22 protein-coding genes and 1 tRNA gene are annotated in these 14,992 nt (G+C 31.7%); 2 read left to right on the top strand and 21 right to left on the bottom strand.

Features of this window, described 5'->3' with window-relative positions; genetic code table 11:
* Position 1: 1 nt before the first annotated feature.
* The 17 genes from fni to ACI389_RS01440 form a co-directional block, all read right to left on the bottom strand.
* On the bottom strand, positions 2-1,048 hold the full coding sequence (gene fni / locus ACI389_RS01520; protein WP_439779786.1) for a type 2 isopentenyl-diphosphate Delta-isomerase: 1,047 nt from the start codon (positions 1,046-1,048) through the stop codon (positions 2-4).
* A gap of 1 nt (position 1,049) precedes the next feature.
* Positions 1,050-1,850, bottom strand: coding sequence for an isopentenyl phosphate kinase (locus ACI389_RS01515; RefSeq protein WP_439779785.1), 801 nt, complete (start codon positions 1,848-1,850; stop codon positions 1,050-1,052).
* 4 nt (positions 1,851-1,854) lie between these two features.
* Positions 1,855-2,817: a mevalonate kinase gene (gene mvk, locus ACI389_RS01510; RefSeq protein ID WP_439779784.1), complete on the bottom strand. Its 963-nt coding sequence runs from the start codon at positions 2,815-2,817 to the stop codon at positions 1,855-1,857.
* An 11-nt stretch (positions 2,818-2,828) separates the two neighbouring features.
* On the bottom strand, positions 2,829-3,677 hold the full coding sequence (locus ACI389_RS01505) for an MEMO1 family protein (protein ID WP_439779783.1): 849 nt from the start codon (positions 3,675-3,677) through the stop codon (positions 2,829-2,831).
* Positions 3,678-3,686: 9 nt separating this feature from the next.
* Entirely contained in the window at positions 3,687-4,289 is a 603-nt protein-coding gene (rpsB, locus tag ACI389_RS01500; protein ID WP_439779782.1) for a 30S ribosomal protein S2, read from the bottom strand.
* Positions 4,290-4,301: 12 nt separating this feature from the next.
* Entirely contained in the window at positions 4,302-4,496 is a 195-nt protein-coding gene (locus ACI389_RS01495; RefSeq protein WP_439779781.1) for a 4Fe-4S dicluster domain-containing protein, read from the bottom strand.
* A gap of 18 nt (positions 4,497-4,514) precedes the next feature.
* Positions 4,515-5,762: a phosphopyruvate hydratase gene (eno, locus tag ACI389_RS01490; RefSeq protein WP_439779780.1), complete on the bottom strand. Its 1,248-nt coding sequence runs from the start codon at positions 5,760-5,762 to the stop codon at positions 4,515-4,517.
* 135 nt (positions 5,763-5,897) lie between these two features.
* Positions 5,898-6,095, bottom strand: coding sequence for a DNA-directed RNA polymerase subunit K (locus ACI389_RS01485; RefSeq protein WP_439779799.1), 198 nt, complete (start codon positions 6,093-6,095; stop codon positions 5,898-5,900).
* 61 nt (positions 6,096-6,156) lie between these two features.
* Positions 6,157-6,327 carry a DNA-directed RNA polymerase subunit N gene (locus ACI389_RS01480; protein WP_439779779.1) on the bottom strand — a complete coding sequence of 57 codons (171 nt, stop codon included), beginning with the start codon at positions 6,325-6,327 and terminating at the stop codon, positions 6,157-6,159.
* Between the two features lie 45 nt (positions 6,328-6,372).
* A complete protein-coding gene (locus tag ACI389_RS01475; protein WP_439779778.1) occupies positions 6,373-6,774 on the bottom strand; it encodes a 30S ribosomal protein S9 in 402 nt (133 codons plus the stop codon).
* A gap of 19 nt (positions 6,775-6,793) precedes the next feature.
* Complete coding sequence (locus ACI389_RS01470; protein WP_178785419.1) at positions 6,794-7,216, bottom strand: 50S ribosomal protein L13; 423 nt, start codon at positions 7,214-7,216, stop codon at positions 6,794-6,796.
* 8 nt (positions 7,217-7,224) lie between these two features.
* The gene (locus ACI389_RS01465; protein WP_432644651.1) at positions 7,225-7,590 is read right to left on the bottom strand and encodes a 50S ribosomal protein L18e; all 366 of its coding nucleotides are present in this window, start codon (positions 7,588-7,590) and stop codon (positions 7,225-7,227) included.
* Complete coding sequence (locus ACI389_RS01460) at positions 7,590-8,393, bottom strand: DNA-directed RNA polymerase subunit D (RefSeq protein ID WP_439779777.1); 804 nt, start codon at positions 8,391-8,393, stop codon at positions 7,590-7,592. The genes ACI389_RS01465 and ACI389_RS01460 overlap by 1 nt, the downstream gene beginning before the upstream one ends.
* A gap of 15 nt (positions 8,394-8,408) precedes the next feature.
* A complete protein-coding gene (locus ACI389_RS01455) occupies positions 8,409-8,801 on the bottom strand; it encodes a 30S ribosomal protein S11 (RefSeq protein ID WP_305513389.1) in 393 nt (130 codons plus the stop codon).
* A gap of 11 nt (positions 8,802-8,812) precedes the next feature.
* On the bottom strand, positions 8,813-9,352 hold the full coding sequence (locus tag ACI389_RS01450; protein ID WP_432644654.1) for a 30S ribosomal protein S4: 540 nt from the start codon (positions 9,350-9,352) through the stop codon (positions 8,813-8,815).
* Between the two features lie 64 nt (positions 9,353-9,416).
* The gene (locus ACI389_RS01445; RefSeq protein ID WP_069574669.1) at positions 9,417-9,866 is read right to left on the bottom strand and encodes a 30S ribosomal protein S13; all 450 of its coding nucleotides are present in this window, start codon (positions 9,864-9,866) and stop codon (positions 9,417-9,419) included.
* Between the two features lie 180 nt (positions 9,867-10,046).
* Positions 10,047-10,131, bottom strand: a tRNA-Ser gene (locus ACI389_RS01440).
* Positions 10,132-10,359: 228 nt separating this feature from the next.
* Between ACI389_RS01440 and ACI389_RS01435 the strand changes: the two genes are divergently transcribed.
* Both ACI389_RS01435 and ACI389_RS01430 read left to right on the top strand, forming a co-directional pair.
* The gene (locus ACI389_RS01435) at positions 10,360-10,917 is read left to right on the top strand and encodes a LemA family protein (RefSeq protein ID WP_439779776.1); all 558 of its coding nucleotides are present in this window, start codon (positions 10,360-10,362) and stop codon (positions 10,915-10,917) included.
* A gap of 14 nt (positions 10,918-10,931) precedes the next feature.
* Positions 10,932-12,692: a DUF2207 domain-containing protein gene (locus ACI389_RS01430; RefSeq protein ID WP_439779775.1), complete on the top strand. Its 1,761-nt coding sequence runs from the start codon at positions 10,932-10,934 to the stop codon at positions 12,690-12,692.
* Positions 12,693-12,926: 234 nt separating this feature from the next.
* On the opposite strand, the gene ACI389_RS01425 is transcribed toward ACI389_RS01430, so the two are convergent.
* The 4 genes from ACI389_RS01425 to ACI389_RS01410 all read right to left on the bottom strand — a co-directional run bounded on the left by ACI389_RS01425 (position 12,927) and on the right by ACI389_RS01410 (position 14,980).
* Positions 12,927-13,892, bottom strand: a complete 966-nt coding sequence (locus tag ACI389_RS01425; protein WP_439779774.1) for an RNA-guided pseudouridylation complex pseudouridine synthase subunit Cbf5 — start codon at positions 13,890-13,892, stop codon at positions 12,927-12,929.
* A gap of 78 nt (positions 13,893-13,970) precedes the next feature.
* Positions 13,971-14,192 (bottom strand): 50S ribosomal protein L14e, encoded by a 222-nt coding sequence (locus ACI389_RS01420; protein WP_439779773.1) that lies wholly within the window; start codon positions 14,190-14,192, stop codon positions 13,971-13,973.
* Positions 14,193-14,714 (bottom strand): (d)CMP kinase, encoded by a 522-nt coding sequence (gene cmk, locus ACI389_RS01415; protein ID WP_439779772.1) that lies wholly within the window; start codon positions 14,712-14,714, stop codon positions 14,193-14,195.
* Complete coding sequence (locus tag ACI389_RS01410) at positions 14,714-14,980, bottom strand: 50S ribosomal protein L34e (RefSeq protein ID WP_439779771.1); 267 nt, start codon at positions 14,978-14,980, stop codon at positions 14,714-14,716. The genes cmk and ACI389_RS01410 overlap by 1 nt, the downstream gene beginning before the upstream one ends.
* Between the last annotated feature and the right edge of the window lie 12 nt (positions 14,981-14,992).

The following is a 14,992-nucleotide window of genomic DNA, read 5'->3' as shown; positions in this document are numbered from 1 at the left end:
TCTATCTCCTTGAATAATTTTTTGTGTTAATACCTCTTTCATTAAGCCACTCCCTTGTTTTTCCACGAATAACTAGCTTAGATTCTTTTAATTCTTCAATATTGCTGGCACCCACTAAAAACATTGCAATTCTTAATGAATCATTAAATCTTGAAATAAATTTGTTTAATTGTTCCTGTGAAGTAGCATTTTTTAAGAATGGTAAAGCCATACCTACAGCATCTGCTCCAAGGGCAATTGCTTTTGCTGCTTCAAGACCATTGCGAATTCCACCAGATGAAATTAATGAAACATTAACAGCACTAGCAACTTCAGCCGTACTAACTGCAGTTGGAATTCCCCAATCCCAAAATATTTCACCTAAATATCTATCTTCGGCTCGGTATGTTTCAACAGCAGCCCAACTAGTTCCTCCAGCACCCTCAATATCAATAAAATCAACACCAGCATCAACTAATACTCCTGCAGATTCTGCTGAAATACCACAACCAGTTTCTTTTGCAACGATAGGAATATCAACAGAACTTGTAATCTGACTAATTAAATCAAAATATCCTCTTGCATCCAAATCACCTTCAGGTTGTATTGATTCCTGAAGAGGATTTAAATGAATTGCTAAAATATCCGCATCCAATATTTCAACTGCTTTTTCAGCTAAATCCAATTGAGGTGCACCAATATTACCAACAAGTAAACAGTTAGGCGCATTTTCACGAACAACCGTATAAGTATCCTCAAGTTCAGGATGTTCACATGCTGCTCTTTGAGATCCAACACCTAATGCAATATTATTATTCTCAGCTGTAATAGCTAATTGCTTATTAATTTCTTTTGCAGCAGGGTGTCCTCCAGTAATAGCTGTAATAAATAAAGGTGAATCTAATTTTTTACCAAAAGCAGAAGTGGATAAATCAATTTCCTGTTTGTCAATTTCCGGTAAAACATTATGGATTAATTCAATGTCCTCAAAACCAGTAGTTTTATTTTTAAATGAAACATCATAATTTTCACAAATCAATAAATGCTCTAATTTTCTATCTGAAATCATGTTAATTTCCCCTTGAAATTACAGTTCCTTTTACATCTTCATTTTCTAATACTCTAAAAATATTATTCTCAACTTCAGCATTTATTATTTTGGATTCAATTCCTAAATCCGCCAAATATAACAATTCTTTAATTTTTCCAACCATTCCACCTGTAACATCTATATTTGTAGTTCCTTCTAATGTTTCTAAATCTTCAAGAGAAGAGAACTTATCAAAAAATACAGCGTCATCATGTGTTTTTGGATTTTTGTTATATACACCATCAACATCAGTTCCAAGAATTACTTGGTCAGGGTTTAGATTCCTTGCTAAATATTGGATTAATTGATCACCAGAAATAACACAAATTTCTAGTTCATCATCCAATACAACATCACCATATATTACTGGAATAAATCCTTTTTTTAAATAATTTTTAAATGAATCTAAGTTACCATGAGTTATTCTTTTATTAGTAGCTGTCATAAAACTTGAAGCTGGAATTGCAACAACAGGTAAACCTTGTTCAATAAAGGCTTCACAAACATGCATATTCAATTTTTTAACAGCATTCTGAGTTTCACAAAATCCTATCCTTTTTTGCGGATACTCAGAGTTATCAAATACTTCACCAATTTTATATTTTTTAGCAGGAGGATGTCCAAATGATCCAGCACCATGGACAATAATTAATTCTTTTGGAGAATTATTTAAAGAAGATTTAATCTCTAAAGCAATTCTTTCAAGACTCTTAAAATTAACTTCACTTTTAGAAGAGTCCTTATTAGTTAAACTACTTCCCCCAATTTTTAAAATAATCATGAAATCACTTATAAACCCTTGAAGACACTCCTCTTCTAGTAAATTTAACTTTTAGAATATTATCATCACGAGCAATAGCATTTGCAACTTCCTCAACTTTACCCGGACAAAGTGCAATAATACTTCCTCCACCACCAGCACCAGTAGTTTTAGAACCTATAGCTCCAGCTTCTCTTGCATTATACACCATACGAGATAATTCTAATGTATTAACACCAATAGCATCTAAAAATCCATGATTAATATTCATTAATTCACCAACTTTATTATAATCCTTTTTCAAAATAGCTTGTTTTGCATAATTAGTTAAATTACCCATTGCAGTAATTGTAGGATTAATAATTTTTGGATTCCTATTTTTTAAATTTTTAACATCTTTAACCATTTTTCCAGTATTTCCATGCTTAGTAGTATACCCTACAACCAAAGGAGCATTAAAGTTTACTTTAAAATGTTCAACTTTTTTATTTCTGGATAAATAAACAAGTCCACCATAAGTAGAAACTAATGTATCAAGAGGACTAGCTATACCCTGAACTGCCTGCTCTACCATATGAGCTTCATGTGCTAAAGATTTTTTATTAAAACGAATATTATGATATCTATATAATGCAGCAAGTGTAGCTACAGTAACTGCTGCTGATGATCCAAGTCCCGAACCAATAGGGACATTTGATGATAATGTTATATCGATTGGAGAGTGGTCATGTACTCTGTAAAGAGCTTCTAAAATATATCTAATAATACCTGGTTTTCCCCTTGTTAAAACATATTTCTTTTCTTTTAAAAGTAACTCTGCTTCAAAACCTATATCTAAAGCTCTAAAAATAGATTTATCCGATTCAGACTCTTTAATTGTAACATATGCCCTTTTATTAAGTGCCCCCGCAATTGCAGGTTCATCATAAACAACTGAATGTTCACCAAATAAAATAGTTTTTGCCGGAGCAGAAGCTTTTGCAATCATGAAAAAACACCTTATTTAAATACTCCTGAAGCATATCCCACAACAGAATTAAAATCACCAGTAACATCACCACTAGTTTGATATGCTAATATTTCACAAGATTTTTTCCCACATCTTTTAGAAAGTGAAATATTGGTCATTACAGGACCATAACCACACATTGTAATATTATACTGAACAACTTCTTCAAATAATTTGAATTCATTCATTTCTTCAATATCTTCTAAAACAAAACCATCAACCTTATTAGCTTTTTCCTGATTATTAAAATGAGATAAATCAGTACTTGCAATAACACAATAAGATTTATCTAAATTATTCCCCGCTTCAAAAATAGCATTAGCTAAATCATTTGAAGTAGTAAAAGTTTGTGTTCCCATAGTAATTGGAACAATTTTAAAATCAGAAGAAAAATATTGAAGGAAAGGTAGTTGGACTTCTATGCTATGTTCATGAACATGAGCACTAAAATCTGAACTTGCAATATCTGAAATAGAAATTATTTCATCTGCAAATTCACTGTCAACTTCCACATTCCCTAAAGGTGTTATCCATTCACCTTCATTAAAAACAGAAATTTCACTACCAAAACCCGTATGATTTGGACTTATAATAATAAAAACTTCAGGAAAACCATTTTTAACAATATCACAATAGCTATAAGAAGCTATTGTACCAGAATATTGATAACCTGCGTGTGGAACAATAACATTAATAGGATAATTTTTGCCCTCAAACTTAATTAACTTAGGCAATAAACCAACGCCAGATTCATCTAAAAAACAACTCTCAATTAGCCTTTTTAGATCTTCAGCATTATTCGGATAAAATGATCCAGCTACAGCAGGTTTTCTTAACATTTAACTCACTTAAAATTTAAGTTCAAAGTCAGTAGAATCAATATCTAATTCACCATCTTCAGGAATTTCTCCCCTTTCTCTTAAAATTTGTCTTGCAAGTAACCAGTAAACTAAAGCAATAGCTTTTCTACCTTTGTTGTTAACAGGTACTGCAATATCAACAAAACTGAGTAAGTTTTCAGTATCACATAATGCAACAACAAGAATACCATTTTGTTTAGATTCTAAAACTGCTTGTGCATCAGATCTTGGGTCAGTTACAACAATAACTTTTGGTTCAATAAATTTAGCATAATTTGGATTAGTCAAAGTACCAGGGATGAATCTACCAGGAATAGTTTTTGCACCAGTAATTTCTCCGAATTTTTTAACAGGAGCTTGACCATATTGTCTGGTAGCTACTACTAAAATATCTTCTGGATCATATTTTGCTAAAAGTTTTGCAATTTGTCTGATTCTTTCATCAGTTTTTTGAATATCTAATACGTATAAACCATCAGATCTTACTCTGAATATATATTTTTCCATATCACTGGTTTTTTGTTGAGTACCAATATGTAAACCAGCTGCTAAATAATTATCTAAATCAATTAAAAGTTCATCATTTGCCATTTTATCACCTATTTAAAAATCATCTTCAATTTTAACACAATCATTTGGACATACATCCATACATACTTCACAATAACTACATTCTTCAGGATTGACAATTTCAATTTTGTCTCCTTTAAGAACTAATACTTCCATAGGGCAGACGTCAGAACATTCTGCACAGTCTGCACCATCACATTTATCATAATCAATAGTTACTTTAGCCATAATTATTCTCCCCCAAAACTATTTAAATTTACTCATAGTTGAATTTGGAAGTTCCTCTTCAATACGAATTAGTTCATTTAATTTAGCTATTCTTTCCCCACCAATAGCTCCAGTTTTAATCAATGGAGATGAAAAACCAACTGCTAAATGAGCAATAGTTTCATCAGTAGTTTCACCAGACCTATGTGACACAACAGGGATTATATTATTTTCTTTAGCTAATTTGACAGTAGCATAAGTTTCAGATAAAGAACCAATTTGATTAGGTTTGATAATGATAGCATTCGCAGCATTCATCTTAATACCTTTGGCTAATAATTCCTTATTTGTTACAAATAAATCATCACCACAAATAAGACATTTATCTCCAACTTTCGCAGTCAATTGAGAAAACCCTCCAAAGTCGGATTCATTAAATGGATCTTCTACATAAAACATATTGTAAGTATCAATAATATCTTTTACGAAATCAATTTGATCTCCAGTATCTCTTTTAATACCATCTTGAGCATAAATATATTTTTGCTCATCTGCATTCCATAATTCAGATGCAGCCATATCAAGAGAAGGTCTAATTTCAATACCTAATTCATCCCCTACTTCTTCACAAGCCCGAGCTTGAATTTCTAAAGCAGCATCATTTGAAATATTAGGTACCCAACCACCTTCATCACCTTTACCTCCAGTAAAGTTTGAATCCTTAGTTTGAATTAAATCTTTTATTCTTTTATGAACAGAAGCATTTGCAAAAATTGCATCACCAATATTAGTAGCTCCAACAGGAACAACTAAAAATTCTTGAATATCTGGTGCATTAATACCTGCATGTACTCCACCATTCATCATATTCCCTAAAGGAAAAGGTAATTCATTTACTAAATTCCCACCAATGTATTTAAATAATGGCATGTTATAAGATGCAGCTGCAGCTTTAGATACTGCCATTGATATAGCAACAGTAGTATTACCTCCAATAGCAGATAAATCATTTGTTCCATCAACTTCCTTTAATACTTCATCAATAGCTGCTAAATCATCAGCATCCATCCCGATAAGTTCAGAAGCGATTAAATCTTCCATTTCACTAACAACCTCATCGATTCCACCTTTAGGATATGGTACTACTTCTCCTGAACCAGTACTTGCTCCACTAGGTGCAGCGGCTCTACCCTTACTATTCCAAGTAATTACATCTACTTCAATAGTAGGATTACCTCTGCTGTCCAAAATCTTTCGAACTTGGACATCCTCTATTATACTAACCAAAAAAAACACCTCAGTGCCAATTAATTTATTACCAACTAACCTATACTCCGAAAAAATCAGTAAGTTAATTTATAGAGTTATATTGGTATTTTTTATTTTTTTTAAATAAATATTAGGAATAAATAGATACACTATTTATTCATATCTGATAACATCTAATGGTAAAACTCCAGCTTTAAGTTCTTCGTAAGCTATATCAATAGGGTCTAAAGAATCTTTAATTTCAACTAGAGGTTTAGCACCCATTGATATTTGAATTGCTCTAGCTCCGAGAAGTCTAGCTCTTTCAAACCTTGTTAATCTTTTTTCAACATCCATGAATATTACTTCCATTTTAGGCATATATTTTACCAAGATTATATTTTATTAAAAAAATATCCCTACACATGTAAAATTATTCCCATGTCTCAACATGAGAAATTAACATTCTTCTACAACAATATCTAGTTAAACCTAAATCATCTAAAACATCTTTAGATTTCTCACCATCAGCAACTCTTTTGTTATATTCATCAAATACTGCTGATACAGGTTTTCCACAACTTAAACACCTAATAGGAATCATTATATCATCTTTTTAATTTAAATAAAATATAAAAGTACAGAAAAATTATCTGTAACTTTTTTGTTTACGAGCTCTTGCACCAGGACCACCGTATTTTTTAGGTTCGGAACGTCTTGGGTCACCAACTAACATAGTTCTGTCGTATTGAATGAATTTATCTTTTAAATCCATATCTTGTGACCATTGAACAAGTCCTTTTGCAATAACCATACGTGCAGCTTCAGCTTGACCCATTACTCCTCCACCAATAACATGAATATTAATATCCACTTCATTAGCCAAGTCGCCAGCTAAGGTTAATGGTTCTTGTAATTTTAAGTTAGCAAGCTCTGGAGAATAAAGTTCTAAAGGAACTCTGTTAATTCTAACTTTACCAGTTCCTTCACGAACAGTACCTCTTGCGATAGCTGTTTTACGTTTTCCACTAGTATGAATAACTTTAACCATAATTACACATCCATTTTATCTAAAAGGTAGCTCCTAAAAGTTTGGAGATTTCTCCTAATTCTATACCTTTTTTAATGTTTTTGTATTCTGCTTCAGGAACTGCTGTGAGTTCTGCATCTGCATATTCAGCAGGTACGCCAACGAATGCTTTTAATCCTTTGAATGCAGTTTTACCTTTAGATTTTTTGAAAGGTAACATACCTCTTACAGTTCTTCTAAAAATATCATCTGGTCTTCTAGGATATTTAGGACCTAAATCACGAGGGTTAGAGATACTTGCCCTGTCAACTCTTTGTTTATATTTAGCATAAGCCCAATCCTTATTACCAGTCAACATGATTTTTTCAGCATTAATAATAATTACTTCTTCGCCTTCTAAAAGATTTTTACTAGTTACACTAGCTAATCTTCCTAAAACGCATCCTTCTCCATCAATAATCATAATAACACCTATTCCATAATCCTAATGTTTGATCCTTTAGGATTAGATTCGATTATTTCATCAATTGCGATGCATTCTCCACCAGCACTTTCGATTTTTTCTTGTGCTTTAGCTGAGAATTTTAATGCTACAACATCTACTTTTTCTGTTAAATTACCATTTGATAAAACTTTACCTGGTACTAAAATAGTTTCACCAGCTTCAGCATGTCTTGCAATATCAGACAAATTTACTTCAGCGGTTCTTCTATTAGACCTTTCAAGCCTTTGTGCAACATCTTTCCAGATAGCTACATCTTCGTTTCTTGATTGTTCATAAAGTTTATTAATAAGTTCAATAAGGTTAGGATTAGTTTTTATAATCTTTTTAGCCATTATTTACTTCCTCCTTCTTCACTAAATCTGATAAACTTATCTGCTTTTTCACCTAATACTTCACAAGCTTTTAATAAAACTTCTTTAGGAGGCATTGATCCATCAGTTTCTATTCTAAATATGAAATCATTTTCACGATACCCTACATTAATGTATCCATTAGTTGAAGCTCTTACACAACTCTTACACATAGAACAGTTTTCAATGTCTAAAACCTTAATCTTTTTAGATCTTTTATCAGATTTTAAAACACCTCTAGGACATGCAGATGCACAATCATAATCAATTTCCAAATCATCATTGAAAGTAATTTCAGGATATTGTTTATAAGCACAAACAGTAGTTGGCATCCATTTTGCATGATCTTTTCCGTATCCAACTTTCGCAACAGCTTCAATATTAAGTTTCTCATTAGCTTTAAGTTTTACTAAAGGAATGGTATCGTATACTGGTTTAATTTTTGAGTCTGAAGATATTAAATCCTTTGAATAAACTACTTTAGGTCCTTCTTCATTTAAAGTGAAAATAATCCCATTAGTGTACTCTTCCCAATCATCATCTTCCGGCAAAGATAATCCTTCAAGAGCATCAAAATCAGAAACTAAAGGAGTTAAACCAAGTCTATGAGCAAGTACCTCATTAAACATAGCAGAATCATTTCTAATGATATTTACATCTTCGATAGCTATTTTTGGAACATTAACCATAGCGCATCTTCTAATTGCATTAACAAAAGGTACTTCTGCATCACGAACAATGAATACAATTTCATCATCCTTTTGACTTTTAACTTCTATCTCCATATTAAACCCTTCCATCTAAACTCTTCTTCCTCTTTTACCACCAGGTCTTCCAGTACCATCGTGAGGAATAGGAGTAATATCTTCTATTTTTCCTATTTTAATTCCAGCTCTTGCTAAAGCACGAATAGTTGCTTGTGCACCAGGACCTGGACTTCTAGGTCCATTTCCACCAGGAGCTCTTACCTTAATATGTAAACCAACGAATCCTTTTTCTTTTGCATCATCAGCAATTCTATTTGCTGCAGCCATAGCTGCGAAAGGTGAAGCTTGTTGTCTATCTGCACGTACAACTTTTCCACCAGACCATTGGGAAATAGTTTCAGCACCAGTAATATCTGTTACAGTAATAATAGTGTTATTGAATGATGAGTAAATATTAGCTATACCCCATTTTTCATCTTTTGCCATAATTACACCCTCTATTCCTCAGTATTAACTTTGTCAGCTTTATTATTGTTGTACTCTTCAATTTGTTTAGCTACAGGTGAAGAACGGTAAAATCCAATATCATCTTCTTGACCTTTTAAAACAACATAACTTGGTGAATTAATTTTCTTACCATTTAAAGCTATGTGTCCATGTACAACAAACATTCTTGCTTCTTTAGGAGTACGAGCTAAACCTTTATTATATACAATAGTTTGTAATCTTCTTCTTAAGATATCTTCTACATTTAAATCTAAGATTTCTTCAAGAGCAGCACCTTCAGGCAAAATACCAGTTCTAGCTAAGTGTCCTAATAATTCTAATTTTTCATCTTGCATTTGATCAGTAGCAAAACCGAGTAAATATCTTGCTTCCCTACTGTATCTTCTGACTAAAGTATCAGCTTTCCAAATTTCTTTTTTATTTTTTAAACCGTATTTAGCCATTAATTTATTTTCATTTTTAATTCTTTCCGCATTCCAAGGATGTGGTGGTGTATTATACTTTTTCCTTGATTTTCTAGGTTGTCCCATTAAAACATCTCCTTTATAAAATTGAATTTAAAATATTAAATTTCTTAAAAAAAAAGTTCCATGTCTATCCGCGTGAACGTTTTACACCAACTGAAGAACTTTTTCTGAAAGTAGATTTTGTTCTTTGACCTCTAACAGGTAAACCAACTTCGTGTCTTCTACCTTTGTAACTTCTGGTCTTTTTCATTCTGTTTAAATCATCTCTTAAAGTCATATCAAGATCAGATTCAATTAAGTGAATGTCATCACCAGTTTCATAGTCTTCCCTACGGTTTAACATCCATCTAGGAATATCAAATTTTTGAGGGTTTTCTAAAATTTCTTCAATTCTTAAAACATCTTCGTCAGCGATGTATCCAATTTTAGCATCTAAATCTAAGTCCAAAGTACGGCACATAGTTTTAGATAAAGAGATTCCTACACCTTTAATTTCAGTTAAAGCTTGTTCAATGGTTTTATTACCATTTACGTCCTTTCTTGAAATACGCACTAAATGCTTAAAATCGTCTTCCATCAAATAACCTCCATTTATAGAGCGAACCTACGAGACGTGAATTATAGATTCGAATGTTTTGATTAACAAAACACAGTTCTTTCAACAGTATAAACTTAGTTAACAATAACTAAGAGTGCAAAAATATCAGTCTAACAAGTATTTTATAAAGTTAAAAAAATATAGTTAAAAACTAATAAACGCCGAGACTGGGATTTGAACCCAGGAGGGCGAAATGCCCACGAGATTTCCAGTCTCGCGCCTTACCAGGCTAGACTATCTCGGCATAAAATAGTCAGCAAAATACTTGCAAATCGTATTACCTAGAATGATACGATAGTAAATTATATCTATATTCACATATATAAATGTATTGTTTTTTGACAGTAAATTCCCAATAAAAATTAATTTGTGCAATATTTGCATAATAGATAATAATGATTTCCTCATTAATAAAGGTTAAACAAAAAGAAATTATATATATAATATATAAAAAAGTAAAACTAGTGATATTATGGATTGGATAATGATAATAGTAACAGTAATAATAGTAATATTTATTGTAGGAACATTAATTCACATGTACAACAATCTTGTTGGACTTAGAAACCGTGTGAAAAACAGTTATTCCCAAATAGATGTACAACTCAAAAGAAGAAATGACTTAATACCTAACCTTATTGAAACAGTCAAAGGTTATGCTACTCATGAAAAAGAAGTACTCGAAGAAGTAACAAAAGCAAGAACTAACATTATGAATGCATCTTCCATTGAAGAAACCAGCACTGCAGATAATCAATTGACTGGTGCATTAAAATCACTCTTTGCCGTTGCTGAAAATTACCCTGACTTAAAAGCAAATACTAATTTCCAGCAATTACAAACTGAACTAAGTGAAACTGAAGATAAAATTTCTTACGCAAGACAATTCTACAATGATGTTGTCTTAAAATACAACAATACTTGTCAACAGTTCCCAAGTAGCATCCTTGCAAAAATATTTGGTTTTAAAATAGAAGAGTTCTTTGAAGCATCTGAAGCAGAAAAAGTAGTTCCAGAAGTTAAATTTTAATAAAATTGATTTATATGAATGTTAAAAGAGCATTTTATATAATTCTACTTTTCTTAATATTATTTTCAACAGTGACAATGGTATCAGCTGATGACGATGATAAAAGTTACAGCATTGATCATGCATTCATTGAACTGACCGTTGGAAATGATGGTCTACTACATGTAGATGAAAAGTATAATTATTCATTTAATGGGGAATTTAATGGAGTTTATAGAAACATTCCATTAAAATCTGGAGAAAGTATTGAAAACATTAGAATATCAGCAGATGGTGCTTATCCTGTTTTAGAAGAAAGTGACACCAATGGCAATAAACATTTGAAAATATACTTATATGCAGATGCTGCACATACAAAAAAGATAAAAGATTGTGATGTAACAATACATATAACTTATGATATGGTTGGCGTTGTAACTCTTTTTAATGATGTTGGTGGACTCCACTATAAACTATGGGGCGAACAGTGGGATGTTAGTGTTGAAGAACTGACAACAGTTGTGAATTTACCTGGAGACAAAGACAATCAATATTATCTAAATCCCCAAGAATACAACAAAACCTCAGCAATAAACGGGACTACCATAACCTCTGAAAGCACATCCATCCCAAAAGGAGAATCATATGAATTAGTTGCTTTAATGCCTATTGATGACTTTAATGATGCGCCCTATGCAAAACATGTAAATAAAGATGGTCGTGAGATGACCTTGAAAAATTTAGAGGAAAGTATTAACGAACATAACTTTTGGAATACAGCATATCTAATCTTAGGATTGTTAACTATCTTAAGTCCTATTTGTGCAATAATAATATATATCAGGTATGGTAGAGAACCTGAAGTGACATATGATAGAATTTATGAAAGAGATTTACCCACAAATGATCCGCCAGAAGTCGTTAATGCATTTGTCGAAAATAAAGGATATATTGGAACACCAAATATAAAAGGATTTGAAGCTTCCATAATGAATATTATTGATAAAAAAGCAATAAAATTAAACACTCATGAGAATATAGATAATGACCTTAAAGAGTTAATTCTAACATTCAATTCTAAAGACGGATTAAGTAAAAGTGAACAGATTATTTTTGATACACTGAAACATTTTTCAACAGACAATACTTTAAACCTTTCATCGTTTAGAAAAATATTATCATCAGAAACAAATGCCCAATGGTTTATTGATAAATTCAATGAATGGAAAAAGTCTGTTGAAGATGAAATTGATAAAGACAGATTCTTTAATGATACTGGTGCTATTTTAATTAAAATCCTGGCGGTGGTAGGAATAGTATTTGGCACAATACTAATAATTCTCGGAAATATGACAAACCTCGCAAGTGGAATCTATTCTCTAATGGGAGGAATATTCCTAGTAATATTTTCAGCAATACTCCTCCCTGCTAACGATGATGTTTTTGGAAAATGGACTGAAGAAGGTAGATTATATACATTAAAATGGGAAAATCTTAAAAAATTTCTTAAAGACAATAGTTTAATTAAAGAACACCCACCAGAATCAATAGTTATTTGGAAGAAGTACTTAATTTATGGTGCTGCTCTTGGAATAGCAGATAATGTCTACAAGTCCATGAAACTGCAAGTCCCAAATATGTCAGAATATGATGACGGAGTATTCATGTATCATTATTATGGAGGATATGATATGATATATTCTGCATACAATACTGGTATAAGCACTACATCTGATTCCAGTGACTTCGGTACCGGCGGAGGAGGATCAGGAGGTGGAGGTGGAGGAGCATTCTAACTTCTCCATTTCTATTATTTTATATAAAATTATTATTTTAATACAAAATGGTTTTGTTAAACCATACCAATTTTTTTAAAAAAAAGAAACAAAAAATAATTCTCTAAATATACATTAGACAAAATAATTTTTATCTATTGTTTGTAGGATATTAATCATTAAATAATCCAGCACCAAAATAAAGCAATCCCTTAATTAATTAAGAAATTTTAGAATTTTAATAGAAGAAAAAAATTATTTCCAAAATCTCGGATAAGTATCAGGTTTCATAAATACCTTAGAAACAGTAACTGCAAAACCGGAATCTGCTTCTAAAATTTCATTAGAAGTCAACAATGAACGACCCGCACCAATTAACTCCCCTTTAAGAGTTTCAATTGTTACAATATCATTCTTTTGAATATTATCTGCCAATTCTGCAATACCACCACAAGCTAAATCCGCACCATGACAAATCGCATCTACTGCTGAATCCTTAACCCTGATTTTTGGCAAGTAATCTGCTGCCCTTTCCATCGGCATTATAGTATTACGTAAAAATGATTCATCACCATCTTCAATATAAAAATGATATGCATCAGTTACATCCTGTAATGTTACTAAATTATTTTTTTCATTAAATGAACCTACTTGAGTCCTTCTAAGTTCTGCCATATGAGCTCCAACACCCAAAGCTTCTCCAATATTATGACAATAAGTTCTAACGTAAGTTCCTGCTTCACATCCTATTCTAAATAAAACATCTCTACCTTCAATTTCATAGATAGTTGCATAATAAACATTACGTGTCCTTAATTCACGTTTTACAGCAGATTTTACAGGTGGAAGTTGATAAATTTTGCCTATAAACTCATTAAATACTTCACGAATTCTTTTTTCTGCAACATCCTGATGTAATTTTAATAAACAAACATATTCCTTAGGAGCAGTTAATAATAATTGAATGGCTCTTGTAGCATCATTTAAACCAACAGGTAAAATTCCAGTTACCTTAGGATCAAGTGTACCACCATGACCCGATTTTTCTAATGGTAAAATTCTTTTAACCCAAGAATCAATTTCATGAGAAGTCGGACCAGATGGCTTATCTAAATTGATTACACCTTTAGAAATATATTCAGAAATCTCTCTTTCCTCCGGTTTACATCCAAAATCCGGAGAAGTAAAACTTTTAGACTTGATTACCATATTAAACTTCATGAAAAAACCCTTGAACAATAAATAAAAAAAATAGTTAAATAAAAAAAGATATGAATAAATTTAATTATTCATTTAAATTTATAAGTCAGCTAAAGCTACTTTGATAGATTCTGCATCACCAGAAACATCGATGGAATCTGCAGTTGGTTCTAAGTGAGCAATGTTACATCTTCTGTTTCTTACAGCTTCACCAATTACTTCTACAAAGTTTTCATCAATAATTTCAACAATTGCACATTTTTTACCTGCTTCTCTACCAGCAGTTTTAACACATACTCTACCTACTTCGATTGATGCCATTTATATCACCTTTAATGTTGTTGTAATGATTTCTGATATACTTTCTGGATCAAAGCTATCAGTATTTATAATTAAATCATAGATTTCCATATTATTAATATCAATATTATGGATTTCCTTGTATCTTAAAGCTTCACTTTCTTCACGAATAATAATTTCGCTTTTAGCTACATCTACAGATTTATCTTCTCTTTGAGCTATTCTTTTAGATCTAACATCAAATGGTGTCATTAAACAAATTCTTAAATCAGCATTTTCAACAAAAAATGCAGATAATCTCCCTTCGAGAATTAAATTATCTGAAGATTTAGCCTTTTCAGCTTGTCGCTTATCAATTTCTTTATCAATTTCATCATTACCTTCAGCAAATTCACTGAATTCAAGAACACTCATTCCTCTTTCAGCAGCCATCTCTCTAAAGATGAAACCTGCAGAAATATAAGGAACATTTAACTTTTCACTTAGCACTTCAGCAAGTGTAGTTGTTCCAGTTCCAGCTAATCCGCCGATTGTAATTATCATTATTTCCTAGCCTCGTTTTTGAAATGTTTACGAGCACAAGCTGAGCATAAGTACCCACCGTATGGACGACTAGGTCTTTTAGCTGTTTTTGATAATTTTCTAATTTCATATGGACGTCCACGAGGAACACCATGTAATATTGCACCACATTCAGCACAAACATGCTTAGATGGTTTTTTCTTTTTGTATCTTAAAACATTTTCTCCACCAGGAGTGTTTTTACGAACTCTTTTATATGATCTTGATCTAAACCTATTAGCAGGCATTTAATCACCTAT

It is taken from the genome of Methanobrevibacter sp., from assembly GCF_051877095.1.
Lineage (GTDB): Archaea > Methanobacteriota > Methanobacteria > Methanobacteriales > Methanobacteriaceae > Methanocatella.
This window is presented reverse-complemented; position numbering and strand designations above follow the sequence as displayed.

Excerpts from the sequence above, each read along its gene's own strand:
- ACI389_RS01505 (WP_439779783.1), bottom strand. The coding sequence starts at position 3,677 with ATGTTAAGAAAACCTGCTGTAGCTGGATCATTTTATCCGAATAATGCT.
- ACI389_RS01515 (WP_439779785.1), bottom strand. The coding sequence starts at position 1,850 with ATGATTATTTTAAAAATTGGGGGAAGTAGTTTAACTAATAAGGACTCT.
- rpsB (WP_439779782.1), bottom strand. The coding sequence starts at position 4,289 with ATGGCAAATGATGAACTTTTAATTGATTTAGATAATTATTTAGCAGCT.
- fni (WP_439779786.1), bottom strand. The coding sequence starts at position 1,048 with ATGATTTCAGATAGAAAATTAGAGCATTTATTGATTTGTGAAAATTAT.
- ACI389_RS01445 (WP_069574669.1), bottom strand. The coding sequence starts at position 9,866 with ATGGAAGACGATTTTAAGCATTTAGTGCGTATTTCAAGAAAGGACGTA.
- ACI389_RS01480 (WP_439779779.1), bottom strand. The coding sequence starts at position 6,327 with ATGATTCCTATTAGGTGTTTAAGTTGTGGAAAACCTGTATCAGCAGTA.
- ACI389_RS01465 (WP_432644651.1), bottom strand. The coding sequence starts at position 7,590 with ATGGCTAAAAAGATTATAAAAACTAATCCTAACCTTATTGAACTTATT.
- cmk (WP_439779772.1), bottom strand. The coding sequence starts at position 14,714 with ATGATAATTACAATCGGCGGATTAGCTGGAACTGGAACAACTACACTT.
- ACI389_RS01495 (WP_439779781.1), bottom strand. The coding sequence starts at position 4,496 with ATGGCTAAAGTAACTATTGATTATGATAAATGTGATGGTGCAGACTGT.
- ACI389_RS01485 (WP_439779799.1), bottom strand. The coding sequence starts at position 6,095 with ATGGAAGTAATATTCATGGATGTTGAAAAAAGATTAACAAGGTTTGAA.
- ACI389_RS01410 (WP_439779771.1), bottom strand. The coding sequence starts at position 14,980 with ATGCCTGCTAATAGGTTTAGATCAAGATCATATAAAAGAGTTCGTAAA.
- mvk (WP_439779784.1), bottom strand. The coding sequence starts at position 2,817 with ATGATTGCAAAAGCTTCTGCTCCGGCAAAAACTATTTTATTTGGTGAA.
- ACI389_RS01435 (WP_439779776.1), top strand. The coding sequence starts at position 10,360 with ATGGATTGGATAATGATAATAGTAACAGTAATAATAGTAATATTTATT.
- ACI389_RS01470 (WP_178785419.1), bottom strand. The coding sequence starts at position 7,216 with ATGATTATTGATGGAGAAGGATGCGTTTTAGGAAGATTAGCTAGTGTA.
- ACI389_RS01420 (WP_439779773.1), bottom strand. The coding sequence starts at position 14,192 with ATGGCATCAATCGAAGTAGGTAGAGTATGTGTTAAAACTGCTGGTAGA.
- ACI389_RS01460 (WP_439779777.1), bottom strand. The coding sequence starts at position 8,393 with ATGGAGATAGAAGTTAAAAGTCAAAAGGATGATGAAATTGTATTCATT.
- ACI389_RS01455 (WP_305513389.1), bottom strand. The coding sequence starts at position 8,801 with ATGGCAAAAGATGAAAAATGGGGTATAGCTAATATTTACTCATCATTC.
- ACI389_RS01450 (WP_432644654.1), bottom strand. The coding sequence starts at position 9,352 with ATGGGACAACCTAGAAAATCAAGGAAAAAGTATAATACACCACCACAT.
- ACI389_RS01430 (WP_439779775.1), top strand. The coding sequence starts at position 10,932 with ATGAATGTTAAAAGAGCATTTTATATAATTCTACTTTTCTTAATATTA.
- ACI389_RS01425 (WP_439779774.1), bottom strand. The coding sequence starts at position 13,892 with ATGAAGTTTAATATGGTAATCAAGTCTAAAAGTTTTACTTCTCCGGAT.
- ACI389_RS01475 (WP_439779778.1), bottom strand. The coding sequence starts at position 6,774 with ATGGTTAAAGTTATTCATACTAGTGGAAAACGTAAAACAGCTATCGCA.